The following is a 14,908-nucleotide window of genomic DNA, read 5'->3' on the forward strand; positions in this document are numbered from 1 at the left end:
CCCAATCAAAAACCTCAGATGCCCCCAGTCTCTCCCGAGCGTCTCCGCAGCTTCCACCGCGTCCCAGCACCTCAGCAGCGCCGGTGAAGGGCGTTCTAAGTATATCGCCCAAAAGCCGCAAGTGGAAAAATCAAAAAAACGCAAAAAAACGCAAAAACAGTATTTTATCATACAAAAACAAATTGTTACGTAGAATATCCAGCCATTCAACCCGGATGTCGCGGACACAGACCATCGCAAATCAGCGCCATGGATATGTTATTCACACTGTTACCCACAGACTCGCCTACGAGTCAGGCTGAGTCGGCTTGCCTAAACCGGATCAGGAATGATGTGACCGGCAGGCGCATGACCAGAAGGCCCAGAATAATCGCCAGGTAGACCAATGGCTCGATCTGAAACCCCTTCGCCAGCATCACATAATGAAGCGCGCCCAGAATTGCTGCCGGGTAGACCAGACGATGCAATTTGCGCCAACGAGGCCCCAAACGGCGAACCGCCCAGTTGTTAGACGTGATTGCAAGCGGCAGTAACAATACAAAAGCAGCCATGCCCACCGTGATATAGGGCCGCTTGATAATGTCCGCCCAGATTTGGCTGGGAATCTGAACATCCAGAACCAGCCAGATCAACAGGTGCAATGCGACATAGGAAAATGTCAGTACACCTATCGCGCGGCGGAACTTCATCAGATTTAGGCCAGCGAAGCGACGCAAGGGTGAAATCGCGAGACCCAAAATCAGAAGCTGCAGCGCCAGTTCGCCAAACTCGTGCTCGAGCGCCTCGATCGGCTCGATCCCGAGACCACCGGTCATGCCCTGATAAAACAACCAGGGCGCAGGCAGCGCGCCCAGCAGATAAACAGCCCAATTGGGAAGCCGTCGCAAGAGGTCGTTGAGCCGCCGCATCATCTCAGTAGTTCTTCGCCAGATCCATGCCTTCGTAAAGGCTGGCGACCTCATCTTCATATCCGTTGAACATCAGCGTCGGGATTCGCTTGGCAAACAGACCTCCGCCGATTTGACGTTCCGAAGCCTGCGACCAGCGGGGGTGATCCACATTGGGGTTCACATTGCTGTAGAACCCATATTCCCTAGGACCTGCCATGTTCCAACTTGTCGGAGGCTGGGTATCCGTCAAGGTAATCCGCACGATCGATTTGATCGATTTGAAGCCGTATTTCCACGGTACCACCAATCGCAAAGGCGCGCCGTTCTGGTTCGGGATGTCCCTGCCGTAGATCCCAGTAGCCATAATGGTCAGCGGATGCATCGCCTCATCCAAACGCAGCCCTTCGCGATATGGCCAGTCTAGTACCGGATACGCCACACCCGGCATCTCATCGGGACGATAGGCGGTCTCAAACGCCACGTATTTCGCGCCGTCCTGAACGCCAGCCATGCCGAGTAGATCTGCCAGTTCAAACCCGTTCCAAGGTATCACCATCGACCAGGCCTCAACACAGCGGAACCGATAGATTCGCTCCTCAACAGTCATTTCAGACATGATGTCTTTGAAATCATATTCACCAGGGCGGTCGACCAGACCGTCGATGGTTACACTCCAGGGCTCGGTTACCAGTGTGTGTGCATATTTCGCCGGATCATCCTTGCGTGTCCCGAACTCATAATAATTGTTGTAGGAAGTAATCTCTTCCCAGGTATTCGGTTCAAGCGCCTCGGCCGCCGCTGGCCGCGCCAGGCTCGCCAGCCCGACACCCGCCAAACCGGCCATGACCTGTCGCCGGTTCAGAAACGCCGCCCTTGGGGTGACGTCCGCATGCGTCAGTTTGTTGGTCCAGCGATGCGCCATTTGGTTCTCCGTTATCCATTAACCTCGTAACTGAGGTAAGGTCTGATAGCACAGAGCCAAGGAAACAGGCGTCACGATTGAGCGAACAGATTGTAACGAAAATTAGGTACGCTTGGGCGCGAGGATAACGGTCACCCGATGTTCAAGCCGACAACACGGTTTATTTCGCACCCAAGATTGACCGCCTGATAGGTCGGAAAAGGCAGCCGGGCCGAAATTTCGATATCGCGCCGAACCCAGTCCTGCGCCTCTAACTGCTTGAGCGAGGACGACAATGCGCGATCAGTGATCACCCGAAGATCCGACCTGAGCCCTGAAAAGCGCCGCGGTTGGCGGGTCAACGCCAGAATAGGGACCGTCCAGCTACGACGCAGTAGCTTCAATTCGGTATCATGCGGCACCAAGGCCACGATTTCTGCCGCTACAGCCGCCGCCTGAACCCCGGCTTTGGTCAAACGGAATTCAGGGCGCAAAGGGTGGCCGTGGCCCGGGTTCCGTTCAAGCAAGCCAAGGCTGACCAGATGCTCAAGACTTGCCGCAAATGACGTCCGGCTTGCCCCGGTCGCGGCGAGCAATGGGGCCTGCCTGCCCGGAACCCCCTGGTGCAGCTGCGCAAGGATGTTCAGCGACCAGGCCCGGGAGGTAAGCTTGACAAGTAATTTTATGTCCATAAAATATATTTACTTTATTTTAGGACAAAAGGAAAGTTCCATGGCCCTCGTTTCCTTAGAAAACACCATCACTCTTGCCATTTCGGTCAAAGATCGCCACGCCAGCGCGCGCTGGTATAATGACAAGCTCGGGTTTGAGTTGATCCATCATATTGATGAGGCGGGTTGGAGCGAGATGCTCACCAAAACCGAAGGCGTCACCCTTGGTTTGGGCGAGCAGGCAGAACCAGCGCCCGGAAACACCGTTCCGGTCTTTGGTGTTGCTGATATCGCAAGCGCACGCGATGCTTTGGAAGGGGCCGGAGTTCGGTTTGACGGCGAAACCGAGACGATCGAGGGGATGGTCAGCACTGCCACATTTTACGACCCGGACGGCAACGCAATGATGCTGGCGCAGGATCTGACCGGGCAGGCCTGAACGCTCTTAGTCGCAATACAAGCCACCAATAAAAGACCCGCCTGGATGGCGGGTCTCTTCATTACCTGAGATTTAATGCACGACTGCATCATCCGGGCGCGGACGCTCGGACGTTCCCAGCCGGTCGCCGATGATCAAACCATCGGTTCCGGCGGTCACCGGAACGGTCTCACCATCCTTTATCTCACCGGCCAGCAGTGCTTCGGCCAACGGGTTCTGCAGGGCGCGTTGGATCACGCGTTTCAATGGGCGGGCACCGAAGACCGGATCATAGCCTTCGTTTGCCAGCCATTCCTTCGCGCCATCATCCAGTGCCAGCTCGATCTTGCGGGCGGCCAGACGTTTCTGCAGACGTGCCATCTGGATATCGACGATGCCATCCATACCGGCCCGCTTGAGCCGGTCAAAGATGATGGTCTCATCCAAACGGTTCAGGAATTCAGGCCGGAAATGAGCCCGGACCGCGTCCATGACATCCCGCCGCGCTTGCGCACTGTCAGCCCCTTCGGGCAACTGGCTGAGTGCCTGAGACCCAAGGTTCGACGTCAGGATGATCAGCGTCTGCTTGAAGTCGACGGTACGACCCTGACCATCGGTCAGGACGCCATCGTCCAGGACCTGCAGCAGCACGTTGAACACATCCGGGTGTGCCTTTTCGACCTCGTCAAACAGCACGACCTGATAGGGTCTGCGCCGCACGGCTTCGGTCAGCACACCACCTTCGTCATAGCCGACATAGCCCGGAGGGGCACCGATCAGACGGGCGACCGCATGTTTCTCCATGAACTCGGACATGTCGATGCGCACCATCGCGTTGTCGTCGTCGAACAGGAAGTTCGCCACGGCCTTGGTCAGCTCGGTCTTGCCCACGCCGGTCGGGCCGAGGAACAGGAACGAGCCCAATGGGCGGTTCTCGTCATTCAGACCGGCACGCGCACGGCGCACGGCGTTGGCAACGGCAGTGACCGCCGCATCCTGACCGATCACGCGGGAATGCAGATCGTCTTCCATCCGCAGCAGTTTCTCGCGCTCGCCTTCCAGCATTTTCGAGGTCGGGATACCGGTCCAGCGTTCGACCACCGACGCAATCTGTTCTGGGCGCACCGTTTCCTCGGCCATCATGGCGTTGCTTTCGGCGTTTTCGGCCTCGGTCAGCTTTTTCTCAAGCTCGGGGATGACGCCATAGGACAGCTCACCCGCTTTGGCGAGGTTGCCTTCGCGCTTGGCGATCTCCAGATCAGCGCGCGCCTTGTCGAGCTGTTCTTTCAGATCGCGCGCTCCGGCAAGCTTGTCACGTTCGGCCTGCCACTGGGCGGTCATCTCGGCGGATTTCTCCTGCAGATCGGCAAGGTCCTTTTGCAAGGTTTCTAGACGATCTTTTGATGCCGCATCATCCTCAAGCTTCAGCGCCTCTTCCTCGATCTGCATTTGCAGGATCTGACGATCCAGCTGATCGAGTTCCTCGGGCTTGGAATCCACCTCCATCCGCAAACGCGACGCCGCTTCATCTACAAGGTCGATGGCTTTGTCAGGCAGGAAGCGGTCAGTGATGTAGCGATGCGACAAGGTCGCCGCCGACACGAGCGCCGAGTCCGAGATGCGCACACCGTGGTGCAGCTCGTACTTTTCCTTGATACCGCGAAGGATGCTGATCGTGTCCTCAACTGTCGGCTCAGTGACCATCACCGGCTGGAACCGGCGGGCGAGGGCCGCGTCTTTCTCGACGTATTTGCGGTACTCATCCAGCGTCGTCGCGCCGATACAATGCAGCTCACCCCGGGCAAGCGCAGGCTTGATCAGGTTGGCGGCATCCATCGCACCGTCGGATTTACCTGCACCTACCAGCGTGTGCATCTCGTCGATGAACAGTATGATCTCACCGGCGGCTTCGGTCACTTCGGTCAGAACAGCCTTCAGTCGTTCTTCGAACTCACCGCGATATTTAGCACCGGCGATCAGCGCACCCATGTCGAGCGCGAGAAGCTTCTTGTCCTTCAATGATTCCGGCACATCACCATTGACGATGCGCAGGGCCATGCCCTCGGCAATCGCGGTCTTACCGACGCCGGGTTCACCAATCAGTACCGGATTGTTCTTGGTGCGGCGCGACAGAACCTGCATCGAACGGCGGATTTCCTCATCCCGCCCGATGATCGGGTCGATCTTGCCTTCGGCTGCAGCCTCGGTCAGGTCGCGCGCATATTTTTTAAGCGCGTCGTAGCCTTCTTCCGCCGATGCGGTGTCAGCAGTGCGGCCCTTGCGGATATCGTTGATCGCTTCGTTCAGTTTCTGGGCCGATACAGCACCGGCCTCCAAAGCCTCTTTGGCTTTGGATTTCACCATACACAGCGCCATCAGAACGCGTTCGACCGGCACAAAGCTGTCGCCCGCCTTGGTGGCGAGCTTCTCTGCCTCGTCCAAAACCTTGGCGGTCTGGCCGTCCATATAGATCTGGCTCGCGTCGCCGCTGACCTTCGGGATTTTGCCCATGGCCGCGTCCAACGCCTCAACCACGCGGTTCGGTGCGCCGCCAGCGCGTGTGATCAGGTTGCTGGCCAGCCCCTGATCATCGTCCATCAATGCTTTGAGTATGTGTGTGGGCTCCAGCCTTTGGTGCCCTTCGCGCAGCGCAATAGTCTGCGCCGCCTGCACGAATCCCCGTGCCCGCTCGGTGAACTTGTTCAAGTCCATAGTATTCTCCTTTTCTTAAGCACCCGTTTTAATGCGCCCGCTTGGCGGCACGCCTCGGTCTGGGCCTCACATTCAATTTGGGTAATATCGGCGTGTATTCAAGACTGTTTCGCATAATAACACAGCCCAAACTCTGCCATTGAAATATCATGTGAATTTGCCACAAACCAATGGTACTCAAACGGTTTTCAGGAACACCTAACGATGAGCCTGCTTCAAGACCTCTACCGCTGCACTACTGACCGGTGGTCTCCCATTATCGGCGACCCAAGTCCCATGGGATGGTTCACCGTTGCCGCCTATGGGATAACCGCCATTCTATGTTTCAGAGCCGCGCGAATACCTGGCAACCGCACAGTGCGGCTTTTCTGGCTGATACTGTCGTTCCTGTTGATCGCATTGATGATCAACAAGCAGCTCGACCTGCAATCGGCACTCACTGCTTCGGCCAGATGTCTGTCACAGATACAGGGCTGGTACGAAGATCGTCGATCCGTACAGATTGGGTTCATATTGGTTGTCATGTCCAGCGGCTTCTGGATCGCGCTTGTGAGCCTTTGGCTCCTGCGTAAGCATCTAGGACACATCGGCCTAGCTTTGATCGGGTTTATCGCCCTGATCTGTTTCGTGCTGATCCGCGCCGCCGGATTTCACAATTTCGACGCGCTGATTAATACGGAGTTCCTGTTCATTCGTATCAACTGGCTGCTGGAGCTATCAGGCATCAGTCTGATCGCCCTCAATGCTTATTGGGTGGCAAGACGCCGTCATCCGCGCGGAATCGAGTAGACGGAATAACCGCCAGTTTCTCCCATCAATTCAGCGTTATACATTTCGACCAAAGACTGCTCGGCACTGCTGCCTGTGGGGCATGAAACCAGATCAGCCGTATGATCGAGGAAGTTGCCGGTATAGGCTGTTTCCCCGGTCAATTGACACCAGTCGTCTTCCGATCGGTACCCACGCACTAACAGAAGATTGTCATTGGTTGGAGCCGGCGCGACACCGGTTTCGGGCGGATCGCTTTGAGGCGCGTCTTCGCATGCGGCCAACATCAGTGCCACGCCAAGTACTATTACCTTTTTCATCATTTCTATCCCTGTTCTGAACGTCGGCACTTTAGCACATTGCGCAAAATAGTGAGTGAACTGCGTCACCTCGGGCTTCACACATGGACAGATCGCCCTGAACCCGTTAGGACGCAAACGTTTGCCAAAAAGGAGCGCCCCATGTCCGATGACCGCCTTATCGTAGCCCTCGACGTCCCAAACGCCCTGCAGGGTCTAGCCATGGCCGAGCGGCTGGGCGACTCGGTTTCGTTCTATAAGATCGGGCTGGGTATGTTGACTGGCGGCGGTCTGGCATTGGCCAACGAGTTGAAACAGGATCACGGAAAGCGCATTTTCTTGGACATGAAGCTGTTCGATATCGGCAACACTGTAGAAAATGCAGTGCGTGGGTTGGCTCAGTTCGATCTGGACTTCTTGACGGTGCATGGTGATCCGCATGTCGTACGCGCCGCAAAGGAGGGCGCTGCAGGCAAGGACATGAAAATTCTGGCGGTAACCGTCCTGACATCACTGAACAGGGACGATCTGGATGCAAGCCTTCTGAAAGCGGGTGACGTGCAGGACCTCGTTGTAGAACGCGCGGCCAAGGCTTTCGAGGCCGGAGCTGATGGCGTCATCGCCAGCCCTCAGGAAGCCGCGCTAATCCGCGCCCTGCCCCAATCCGAAGGTCGTTTGATTGTAACCCCTGGGGTACGCCCTGCTGGCGCAGCTTTGGGCGACCAAAAGCGGGTCGCAACCCCGGCCAGTGCAATCGGCGATGGGGCCGATCATATCGTCGTGGGTCGCCCGATTTATCAGGCGGATGATCCCAAAGCCGCCGCACAAGCAGTTTTGAGCGAGTTAAATTCATTGACTCACCATTAGGCGAAAAGCCAAAAATTGCGGAAGGAACGGTGCTCAAGCAATTGACGTTAGGTCAATTTTTCGCGCCACCGCGCCAAATCGTCCCTGTGCCCGAAAACACACATGAAAAACGTGAGTTTTATGGCGTTCGGCTTGTGGCTATCGAAAAACGCCATTTTCGGCGATTCTACACGCAAGACACTCCCCAACGGGCCATCTCTTCTTCCTGAGGCTCGTTACCTCCCCCCGCAGGCGCGGGGGGTTTTCTTTCGAAGTCCCGTTCAAAGCTGCGCCGTTTCCGACAAATAATCCCGAAGGCGATCTGCAAAATTTGGAATGGCCAACGGATTCGACAGATAATCCTGCGGACAAATCAGCCTCCACCCCTGCCCTTCGTCCCCAAAACGGATCAGACCAACATCTTCCGGCGGGCGCAGGGCGACGTAGAACCAGCTTTGACCATATTGCCGTGACCAGACAAGATCGGTTGCGCACAGGCGCAGCCCAACCTCTTCATCTGTTTCACGCAACGCGCATTCGATCGGTGTTTCGCCTGACTTTTTCCCGCCGCCTGGAAAATCGAGATGACCTGGAAACGGAATATCTGATCGATCATCTCTTAGAATGACCAGCAGCTTGCGCCCCAGAAACAACGCTATTTTTGCGCCGGCGAAGTCCATCGGTACTCTTTTTATCCTTATCCATTCGCGATACTTATTAACCTATCGAATGTCTTGATCAATCCGCCGCTGGCCGGAAAGAAACTACATCATGCCCGCCATCTGTCGCGACTGCCTGAAGGAAATTAAGCAAGGGCCGCGCTGCCCAACTTGCAGTAGCCCGAGGGTCAAATCGCACCTAGAGCTGTTTGACCTGACGATCGCGCATATGGATTGCGATGCTTTTTATGCTTCGGTCGAAAAGCGCGACAATCCCGAACTTGCCGACAAGCCTGTGATCATTGGCGGCGGCAAGCGCGGGGTGGTATCAACTGCATGTTACGTGGCCCGCGTTCGCGGGGTACGTTCAGCAATGCCAATGTTCAAGGCGCTTCAACTATGCCCCGAAGCGGTGGTGATCAAACCGCGCATGTCGGTCTATGCCAGCGTCTCGCGCGAGATACGCACCATGATGGACGAGTTGACACCTGATGTTGAACCACTGTCGCTGGATGAGGCGTTCATGGACCTATCCGGCACCGAGCGGCTGCATGGTGCACCGCCAGCGGTCATGCTTGCGCGTCTGGTCAAGAGGATGAAAGATGAGCTGGGCCTGACGGGATCGATTGGCTTGAGCCATAACAAGTTTCTGGCCAAGGTGGCCTCGGATCTCGACAAGCCTCGGGGTTTTTCAGTGATCGGCAAGGCCGAGACGGCTGATTTCCTGCATGACCGGCCGGTGCGATTAATCTGGGGAATTGGTCCGGCGGCGCAGGAATCTCTGGATCGCGCAGGGATTCGCACATTTGCTGATCTTCTGCGCTGGGATCAGGAGGCGCTGACCGCGCGGTTCGGATCAATGGGCTACCGTCTGTGGCATCTGGCGCGAGGGCAGGACAAACGGCGCGTATCGGCCCATGAGCCGATGAAGTCGATCAGTAATGAGACCACTTTTTTCGAGGATACCGCCAGTCTTGAAATTCTGGACGGGCATCTGTGGCGTATGTCTGAAAAGGTAGCCGACCGGGCCAAAGCCAAGGGATTGGCTGGGCGAGTGGTGACGCTGAAGCTGAAACAGGCCAACCACAAGATCATCACCCGGCGGATATCACTACGCGATGCGACTCAGATAGCGGATCGGATTTATCGCACCGCTCGTGGGCTATTTGATCAGGTTGGCGATCAGGGTCCCTATCGCCTTTTGGGATGCGGCCTGTCTGACCTGTGTTCAGAGGATCAGGCCGATATCTCGGGCGACCTTCTGGATCCCGGTGCAGAACGCCGATCACAGGCCGAACGTGCGACGGACGAAATCCGGCGCCGTTTCGGCAGTGATGCAATCGTAAAAGGTCGTGCGCTGCGCTAGGTCTATTCGGCGGCAAGTGACATTGGATCGGACCCGATACTGGTGATCTGCGCGGTGACCTGCCGCAACACATCACGCAACGCCTCAAAGTTGCCGTTCGGCTGGATCGTTTCCTCGTTCATATAAAGTGACCGATCGATCTCGATTTGAACCGCATGCTGATGGCGGGCAGGTCGACCATAGGTCTGGGTGACGTAGGCCCCAGCAAAAGGCGTGTTGCGCGCCACATTCAGACCCGCGTCGGCAAAAGCGGCCTCGATCTGATCAACGATCACACCTGAAGCGGCCGCACCGAACCGATCGCCCAAAACGATTTCCGGTCGGGCCCGGCGCGAGCCGCCGGCCAGCGCCACCGCCTCGTGCGGCATCGAGTGGCAATCGATCAGAATGGCCTGCCCAAACATCTGATGCGATTCCGCCAGCAGAGATTTCAGACGAGTATGGTATGGACGCCAATAGGTATCGATCCGCAGGCGCGCCTCATCCATAGTCAGCTTGCCGCTGTAGATCGCCCTGCCGTTGGCGACCACGCGGGGAATCACCCCGAGGCCCGAGGTAACCCGCGGATTATGTCCGTGATGACGCGCACCCTGTATCAAAGCGGGGTCCAATTCATCCGAATTGCGATTCAGGTCCAGATAGGCGCGCGGCATGGCCGCGGCGAGCAGCGGTGCACCGAATTCAGCGACTGAGGAAAAAAGCTGATCGACATACGCATCCTCGGAGGACCGAATCATATTGCGGTTCAAAACAGACCGCTTCAACAAAGACTCGGGATAGGTCCGACCGCTATGGGGCGAGGCAAATACCACGCAGGACGTACGCGTTGCGGGCATATCCAGAATATAGGCTGCATTGGTGGCGGCGTCGGGCATGGGCTCTCCGTTGTTCGCACTCAACATAGACCGTAAAATAGTTCTGCCAAACCCCTTGATCCCCCCAACGACTCCTTTTATAGACCCCGCTACCGGCGCGGGGTTCCGCGCCCCATTTCGTTATGGGGCAGGTCACGCAACGGTTTCATGGGCGGTTAGCTCAGCGGTAGAGCACTTCGTTGACATCGAAGGGGTCACAAGTTCGATCCTTGTACCGCCCACCATGAATTCATTGCTCTGGTCTTTCCGGGGCACCCGATTAACCCAGGCGCTGGCCACGTCTTTGATGAAGGCGCCGCAGATTGGAGACAGACCCATGAAGGTCAAGAACTCGCTCCGCTCGCTCAAGAACCGGCACCGTGATTGCCGGGTTGTGCGTCGCAAAGGCCGCGTCTACGTGATCAACAAGACGCAGCGCAAGTTCAAAGCTCGCCAGGGCTAAGGGCTACACGAACTTAATTCAAAAACCGCGCTTTCGAGCGCGGTTTTTTTATGCCCTGCTTCTAGCGCCCTTTCGTGTCGGCGGAAGTGCCGGAAATCGCTCCGAAAGTCCGGTTCTGAGATTTAGTATTGTTATGAGACGGTCTCGTGCTACGCTTCCCCTGTTTTTTATGACGGGAGGTCGGGTTGGCCAACGATGATCTGGATACGCTATTAGGAACAACCCTGACCGAGATGGTGGCCGATATAGGCCGAAGCGTGGCCCAAGCCGCCGAACAGCTTAGCCTGGATCAGTTGAACGCGCTGAAGAACTATCCTCAGGAACTGCGCGAGATGGGCATTCCGCCAGTCTTTTACCACATGCAGGATGTCGATGTAGAATTGAAGGTCGTCATGGAGATGACCAGCACCACAGAAGAAGGCAAACGCGGGATCATTGGCGCGTTTCTGTGTGGGCCAAAACTGACGCAAACAGATACGCTCGATGCGAGCAGCGCGTCGACCATGCGGATGCGGTTCGCGCCGGGACCGGTGGATGAAGGTGGTTCCGGTGGAGGGGTCGATGGCGACTAAAAAGGACAAGACCCCCAAAAAACATCCTATAGATGTGCGCATCACCGAACTGCCCGAGGCGTTCACCACACTGCTTCAGTCATTGGAAAACCGCCTGACCGCGCTGGAGGCGCGCGAGGTCGTGTTGCTGGAGACTATCCAAGACCTGCAAGACCAGATCGACGATCTGGAAGAAGGAGGCAGTGGCATGCTGATGGGCTCGGGTTCTCCGGTGGTGAACCCAATGGCCGGAGGCCAGAGCGGAATAGAGGTTGAAGACAAAGATACGCAGATCGTGGATGCGCAGGTTTTTTCGCAGGCCCTGGGCGAACAGATCCTTGCAGGATCCGACGGCAGCGACGATTTCACCATCGACAATGTCCAGGTCGAAGCCTTTGTTGGGCTTGGTCGGGATGGCGACAAAGCCCAGTTCGCTACAAACGCGAAGAAACAGGCGGTCAGCCAGAACGCAGCGAAGGTCTCGTTCTCGGTCAAAAGACGGTCCGCAACGAAGATTATTGATAGAGACTGAATTCACAAAGGAGATTGGAAATGAGTATCGGGCAGGAACTGCTAAACGTCCCTTTCGCGGAAATGGTTCAGAAACTGGCGATTTCCGTGGCAGAGTCGCAAACTGAATTGGATAGACATTCGACTGATATCGCCAAATACATGGCGGATCAGAAGATCCAGCTTCCCGACCTATCCAACCCCGATGGTCCCCCAAAGGAATTCAGCCTCGTGTCGATGGGTTTCCTGCCCGCGTTCTATGCGGTGCAAGAGGCCGAGATCGAGGTAAAGATGGCGATCTCGATGACCAAACAGACCGAGAAATCAGGCAGCGCATCGGTCAAAGGTGGCTGGGGACCCGTGGCGGCGCAGGTCAACGCAAGTTATTCCTCGCGCTATGCCTATAATCAGGAAGGCGCAAGCAGGCTATCAATCAAACTGGCCCCAGCCGATCCGCCGGTCATGCTGCAGAAATACATGGAAGCAGTAACACAGGCGATGCTGACCAAAGAACCGGTGCTCAGCGACGATCCGGACCCCGAGCCGGCACCGTCACCCGTCCCACCGCAACCCGAAAGAAAACAAAGTAGGCGGCGTCAATCCTGAAGGGGCCGTCCGGCAAGGTAAGTTCAGCGACGTTTTGACCAACTAATTTTGTCGGATTTCCTTGCATCCCACCGAGAATCGTTTAATTGACCAAATCAGTCGGGTTAATTCCCGTCACGATTTTCAATGTTGGGACAAATGATGCTGAAATCCTCTACCTGCTTTGCCGCCACCCTGACGGCCCTGATCGCCACCTCTGCCGCAGCCGAGGGCGAGCTGAACCTGTATTCCTCGCGCCACTACGACACCGACGAACGCCTGTATTCCGACTTCGAAGAGGCCACCGGCATCACCATCAACCGCATCGAAGGCAAGGCCGACGAACTGATCGCGCGGATGGAAGCCGAAGGCGCAAACTCGCCCGCTGATATCTTGCTGACGGTCGACACTTCGCGTCTGGCGCGCGCCAAAAACGCAGGCATCCTGCAACCAGTCGAAAGTACGGTATTGGAGGAGCGTATCCCTTCGAACCTACAGGACGAAGACAATCAGTGGTACGGCTTTTCGCAGCGCGCACGGATCATCTTCTTTGACAAGGCTGATGTCGCCAACCCGCCTGCAACTTATCTGGATCTGGCAAAGCCTGAGTATCAGGGGCTGGTTTGCATTCGCTCGTCCAGCAATACCTATAATCAGACGCTTTTGGCATCGATCATCACCAATCACGGTGTGGAAGAAGCCAGGAAATGGGCCGAAGGTATCGTTGCCAATATGGCACGCAAACCTCAGGGCGGTGACACCGACCAACTGCGCGGCATCGTATCGGGTGAGTGCGAGATTGCAGTTTCGAACTCATACTATTTCGCCCGCGCCATACGCAAAGACGTCAAAGACCTGAGCGCGGATATCGAGATGATCGGCGTGCAGTTCCCGGCACAGGACGCCGAAGGCGCGCATATGAACCTTTCGGGTGCGGGCGTCGCAGCTAACGCGCCGAACAAAGAGAACGCGATTAAGTTCCTAGAGTATCTCGCAAGCGATCAGGCACAGGTCTACTTCTCGAACGGAAACGATGAATTCCCCGCTGTCGAAGGCGTTGCGCTGGCTGAGAACGTGGCCGCTTTGGGGGAATTCAAAGCGGATAAGGTGAACCTATCAGAAGTCGCCAAAAACATCCCCGAGGCACAGAAGATCTTTAACGAAGTTGGCTGGAAGTAATCCAGTCCGATACCCGAGCAGCAAAAGGGCGCAGATTTCTGCGCCCTTTTTCTATTGTGTTTGAAGTAAAGCAAGGCAATAGTCCCATATTCGTAACTGATTCCCATATGTGAGCCATGCTCGACACACTATCAAACCGCCTCGCTAAGCGTCTGAACGAGCTGCGCCAGGGTCATGGCTGGTCGCTTGAGCAGCTGGCAGACCAAAGTGGGATCAGCCGGGCGACACTGTCGCGAATGGAAAACGGTGATGTCAGCCCTACCGCTGAAACGCTTGGCCGTTTATGCGCAGCATACGGCCTGCCCATGTCACGCCTGCTGATGATGGTCGAAGACAGTTTCGATCCCAAAGTACCTTTCGAGAAGCAGCCTGAATGGCATGACCCCGAAAGCGGGTTTACCCGCCGTTCGGTTTCACCACCGGCGACTGGCCTCAGTGGGGAAGTAATGGAAGGTCATTTGCCCCCAGGTACTGTCATCACCTACGATACTCCGCCCAAGCCGGGACAGGAGCACCACCTGATCCTACTTGATGGAGGGCTAACGTTGACAGTGGACGGGATTGCCCATGCGCTCAGCGGCGGCGACTGCCTTCGCTATCACCTGTCGGGGCCAACGCAGTTCGAAACCGGACCCAAACGCGGTGCGCGCTATCTGTTGGTGCTGATATGATTACGCGATTGCCACAGGAATATTTCGACGAAGCGCTTGAGGATCTGACCGATATCCTGCACCGCTGTGTCCATACCGGTGCCAGTATCGGGTTCATCCTTCCTTTTTCGCGGGACGATGCCCGCGCCTATTGGCGGGACAGGGTGCAGCCCGAACTCCGCGCGGAGACACTCGATCTGTTTGTCGCATATGGTGACGGACGCATTCTGGGCACGGTGCAACTGATTCCCGCCGCAATGCCAAACCAGCCACATCGCGCGGATGTGGCAAAGCTGCTGGTTCATCCGCAGGCTCGCCGTCGCGGTTTGGGTCGGTCGCTGATGGAGGCACTGCATGAGCGAGCTCGGGAATTGAAACGCACGATGCTGGTGCTGGACACCCGTAGCAGCGATCCTTCACGCTTGCTGTATCAGTCGATGGGTTTTCAGATTGCCGGAGAGATCCCGAACTATTGCCGAAACCCGTTTGAGGATCGGCTGGAGCCGACCACTTACATGTTCAAGGACGTCACCTAGCTGCCCGTCGCGCGCGCATTCGCGACAGAGCATTCGGCGATCCCCGAAGG

19 protein-coding genes and 1 tRNA gene are annotated in these 14,908 nt (G+C 56.5%); 13 read left to right on the forward strand and 7 right to left on the reverse strand.

Going from position 1 to position 14,908, the window contains the following annotated elements:
* On the forward strand, positions 1-193 hold a 193-nt coding region (locus ACR0AH_RS18170; protein WP_480593110.1), incomplete at its 5' end, for a hypothetical protein.
* Positions 194-293: 100 nt separating this feature from the next.
* On the opposite strand, the gene msrQ is transcribed toward ACR0AH_RS18170, so the two are convergent.
* The 3 genes from msrQ to ACR0AH_RS18185 form a co-directional block, all read right to left on the reverse strand.
* Entirely contained in the window at positions 294-908 is a 615-nt protein-coding gene (gene msrQ, locus ACR0AH_RS18175) for a protein-methionine-sulfoxide reductase heme-binding subunit MsrQ (protein WP_480593113.1), read from the reverse strand.
* A gap of 4 nt (positions 909-912) precedes the next feature.
* Complete coding sequence (gene msrP / locus ACR0AH_RS18180; RefSeq protein ID WP_170664176.1) at positions 913-1,812, reverse strand: protein-methionine-sulfoxide reductase catalytic subunit MsrP; 900 nt, start codon at positions 1,810-1,812, stop codon at positions 913-915.
* A 131-nt stretch (positions 1,813-1,943) separates the two neighbouring features.
* Entirely contained in the window at positions 1,944-2,483 is a 540-nt protein-coding gene (locus ACR0AH_RS18185; protein WP_480593115.1) for a winged helix-turn-helix transcriptional regulator, read from the reverse strand.
* Positions 2,484-2,523: 40 nt separating this feature from the next.
* On the opposite strand from ACR0AH_RS18185, the gene ACR0AH_RS18190 reads away from it, so the two are divergent.
* A complete protein-coding gene (locus tag ACR0AH_RS18190) occupies positions 2,524-2,901 on the forward strand; it encodes a VOC family protein (RefSeq protein ID WP_480593117.1) in 378 nt (125 codons plus the stop codon).
* A gap of 72 nt (positions 2,902-2,973) precedes the next feature.
* Here ACR0AH_RS18190 and clpB read toward each other — a convergent pair whose 3' ends face one another.
* Entirely contained in the window at positions 2,974-5,592 is a 2,619-nt protein-coding gene (clpB, locus tag ACR0AH_RS18195; protein ID WP_480593120.1) for an ATP-dependent chaperone ClpB, read from the reverse strand.
* Between the two features lie 204 nt (positions 5,593-5,796).
* On the opposite strand from clpB, the gene ACR0AH_RS18200 reads away from it, so the two are divergent.
* Positions 5,797-6,381 carry an isopropylmalate isomerase gene (locus tag ACR0AH_RS18200; protein WP_480593123.1) on the forward strand — a complete coding sequence of 195 codons (585 nt, stop codon included), beginning with the start codon at positions 5,797-5,799 and terminating at the stop codon, positions 6,379-6,381.
* On the opposite strand, the gene ACR0AH_RS18205 is transcribed toward ACR0AH_RS18200, so the two are convergent.
* A complete protein-coding gene (locus tag ACR0AH_RS18205) occupies positions 6,360-6,680 on the reverse strand; it encodes a hypothetical protein (protein WP_170636920.1) in 321 nt (106 codons plus the stop codon). The genes ACR0AH_RS18200 and ACR0AH_RS18205 overlap by 22 nt on opposite strands.
* A 141-nt stretch (positions 6,681-6,821) precedes the next feature.
* On the opposite strand from ACR0AH_RS18205, the gene pyrF reads away from it, so the two are divergent.
* Complete coding sequence (gene pyrF, locus ACR0AH_RS18210) at positions 6,822-7,526, forward strand: orotidine-5'-phosphate decarboxylase (RefSeq protein ID WP_170514647.1); 705 nt, start codon at positions 6,822-6,824, stop codon at positions 7,524-7,526.
* 260 nt (positions 7,527-7,786) lie between these two features.
* Here the strand turns inward: pyrF and ACR0AH_RS18215 are convergent, their stop codons facing one another.
* Positions 7,787-8,185: an NUDIX hydrolase gene (locus ACR0AH_RS18215; protein ID WP_170408240.1), complete on the reverse strand. Its 399-nt coding sequence runs from the start codon at positions 8,183-8,185 to the stop codon at positions 7,787-7,789.
* A gap of 91 nt (positions 8,186-8,276) precedes the next feature.
* Between ACR0AH_RS18215 and ACR0AH_RS18220 the strand changes: the two genes are divergently transcribed.
* Positions 8,277-9,530: a DNA polymerase IV gene (locus ACR0AH_RS18220; RefSeq protein ID WP_170566796.1), complete on the forward strand. Its 1,254-nt coding sequence runs from the start codon at positions 8,277-8,279 to the stop codon at positions 9,528-9,530.
* A 2-nt stretch (positions 9,531-9,532) separates the two neighbouring features.
* Here the strand turns inward: ACR0AH_RS18220 and ACR0AH_RS18225 are convergent, their stop codons facing one another.
* Complete coding sequence (locus ACR0AH_RS18225; RefSeq protein WP_480593126.1) at positions 9,533-10,405, reverse strand: N-formylglutamate amidohydrolase; 873 nt, start codon at positions 10,403-10,405, stop codon at positions 9,533-9,535.
* Between the two features lie 149 nt (positions 10,406-10,554).
* Between ACR0AH_RS18225 and ACR0AH_RS18230 the strand changes: the two genes are divergently transcribed.
* From ACR0AH_RS18230 to ACR0AH_RS18265, 8 genes are all read left to right on the forward strand, one after another.
* Positions 10,555-10,629, forward strand: a tRNA-Val gene (locus ACR0AH_RS18230).
* Positions 10,630-10,721: 92 nt separating this feature from the next.
* On the forward strand, positions 10,722-10,847 hold the full coding sequence (gene ykgO, locus ACR0AH_RS18235; RefSeq protein ID WP_005648635.1) for a type B 50S ribosomal protein L36: 126 nt from the start codon (positions 10,722-10,724) through the stop codon (positions 10,845-10,847).
* A 185-nt stretch (positions 10,848-11,032) separates the two neighbouring features.
* On the forward strand, positions 11,033-11,419 hold the full coding sequence (locus ACR0AH_RS18240) for a hypothetical protein (RefSeq protein WP_170398504.1): 387 nt from the start codon (positions 11,033-11,035) through the stop codon (positions 11,417-11,419).
* On the forward strand, positions 11,409-11,930 hold the full coding sequence (locus tag ACR0AH_RS18245; protein ID WP_170425712.1) for a hypothetical protein: 522 nt from the start codon (positions 11,409-11,411) through the stop codon (positions 11,928-11,930). The genes ACR0AH_RS18240 and ACR0AH_RS18245 overlap by 11 nt, the downstream gene beginning before the upstream one ends.
* 20 nt (positions 11,931-11,950) lie before the next feature.
* Positions 11,951-12,514 carry a hypothetical protein gene (locus ACR0AH_RS18250; RefSeq protein WP_170398500.1) on the forward strand — a complete coding sequence of 188 codons (564 nt, stop codon included), beginning with the start codon at positions 11,951-11,953 and terminating at the stop codon, positions 12,512-12,514.
* 141 nt (positions 12,515-12,655) lie between these two features.
* On the forward strand, positions 12,656-13,672 hold the full coding sequence (locus ACR0AH_RS18255; protein WP_170566792.1) for a Fe(3+) ABC transporter substrate-binding protein: 1,017 nt from the start codon (positions 12,656-12,658) through the stop codon (positions 13,670-13,672).
* 116 nt (positions 13,673-13,788) lie between these two features.
* A complete protein-coding gene (locus ACR0AH_RS18260; protein WP_170513838.1) occupies positions 13,789-14,343 on the forward strand; it encodes a helix-turn-helix domain-containing protein in 555 nt (184 codons plus the stop codon).
* Entirely contained in the window at positions 14,340-14,858 is a 519-nt protein-coding gene (locus ACR0AH_RS18265) for a GNAT family N-acetyltransferase (protein ID WP_170425708.1), read from the forward strand. The genes ACR0AH_RS18260 and ACR0AH_RS18265 overlap by 4 nt, the downstream gene beginning before the upstream one ends.
* The last annotated feature ends 50 nt before the right edge of the window (positions 14,859-14,908 follow it).

This window comes from Ruegeria sp. AM5 (genome assembly GCF_056540645.1).

What these genes read in the sequence shown, in the direction of transcription:
- ACR0AH_RS18265 (WP_170425708.1), top strand. Translation starts at nt 14,340, where the DNA reads ATGATTACGCGATTGCCACAGGAATATTTCGACGAAGCGCTTGAGGAT.
- clpB (WP_480593120.1), bottom strand. Translation starts at nt 5,592, where the DNA reads ATGGACTTGAACAAGTTCACCGAGCGGGCACGGGGATTCGTGCAGGCG.
- ACR0AH_RS18260 (WP_170513838.1), top strand. Translation starts at nt 13,789, where the DNA reads ATGCTCGACACACTATCAAACCGCCTCGCTAAGCGTCTGAACGAGCTG.
- ACR0AH_RS18185 (WP_480593115.1), bottom strand. Translation starts at nt 2,483, where the DNA reads ATGGACATAAAATTACTTGTCAAGCTTACCTCCCGGGCCTGGTCGCTG.
- ACR0AH_RS18215 (WP_170408240.1), bottom strand. Translation starts at nt 8,185, where the DNA reads ATGGACTTCGCCGGCGCAAAAATAGCGTTGTTTCTGGGGCGCAAGCTG.
- ACR0AH_RS18255 (WP_170566792.1), top strand. Translation starts at nt 12,656, where the DNA reads ATGCTGAAATCCTCTACCTGCTTTGCCGCCACCCTGACGGCCCTGATC.
- ykgO (WP_005648635.1), top strand. Translation starts at nt 10,722, where the DNA reads ATGAAGGTCAAGAACTCGCTCCGCTCGCTCAAGAACCGGCACCGTGAT.
- msrQ (WP_480593113.1), bottom strand. Translation starts at nt 908, where the DNA reads ATGCGGCGGCTCAACGACCTCTTGCGACGGCTTCCCAATTGGGCTGTT.
- ACR0AH_RS18205 (WP_170636920.1), bottom strand. Translation starts at nt 6,680, where the DNA reads ATGAAAAAGGTAATAGTACTTGGCGTGGCACTGATGTTGGCCGCATGC.
- ACR0AH_RS18190 (WP_480593117.1), top strand. Translation starts at nt 2,524, where the DNA reads ATGGCCCTCGTTTCCTTAGAAAACACCATCACTCTTGCCATTTCGGTC.
- pyrF (WP_170514647.1), top strand. Translation starts at nt 6,822, where the DNA reads ATGTCCGATGACCGCCTTATCGTAGCCCTCGACGTCCCAAACGCCCTG.
- ACR0AH_RS18245 (WP_170425712.1), top strand. Translation starts at nt 11,409, where the DNA reads ATGGCGACTAAAAAGGACAAGACCCCCAAAAAACATCCTATAGATGTG.
- ACR0AH_RS18220 (WP_170566796.1), top strand. Translation starts at nt 8,277, where the DNA reads ATGCCCGCCATCTGTCGCGACTGCCTGAAGGAAATTAAGCAAGGGCCG.
- msrP (WP_170664176.1), bottom strand. Translation starts at nt 1,812, where the DNA reads ATGGCGCATCGCTGGACCAACAAACTGACGCATGCGGACGTCACCCCA.
- ACR0AH_RS18225 (WP_480593126.1), bottom strand. Translation starts at nt 10,405, where the DNA reads ATGCCCGACGCCGCCACCAATGCAGCCTATATTCTGGATATGCCCGCA.
- ACR0AH_RS18200 (WP_480593123.1), top strand. Translation starts at nt 5,797, where the DNA reads ATGAGCCTGCTTCAAGACCTCTACCGCTGCACTACTGACCGGTGGTCT.
- ACR0AH_RS18250 (WP_170398500.1), top strand. Translation starts at nt 11,951, where the DNA reads ATGAGTATCGGGCAGGAACTGCTAAACGTCCCTTTCGCGGAAATGGTT.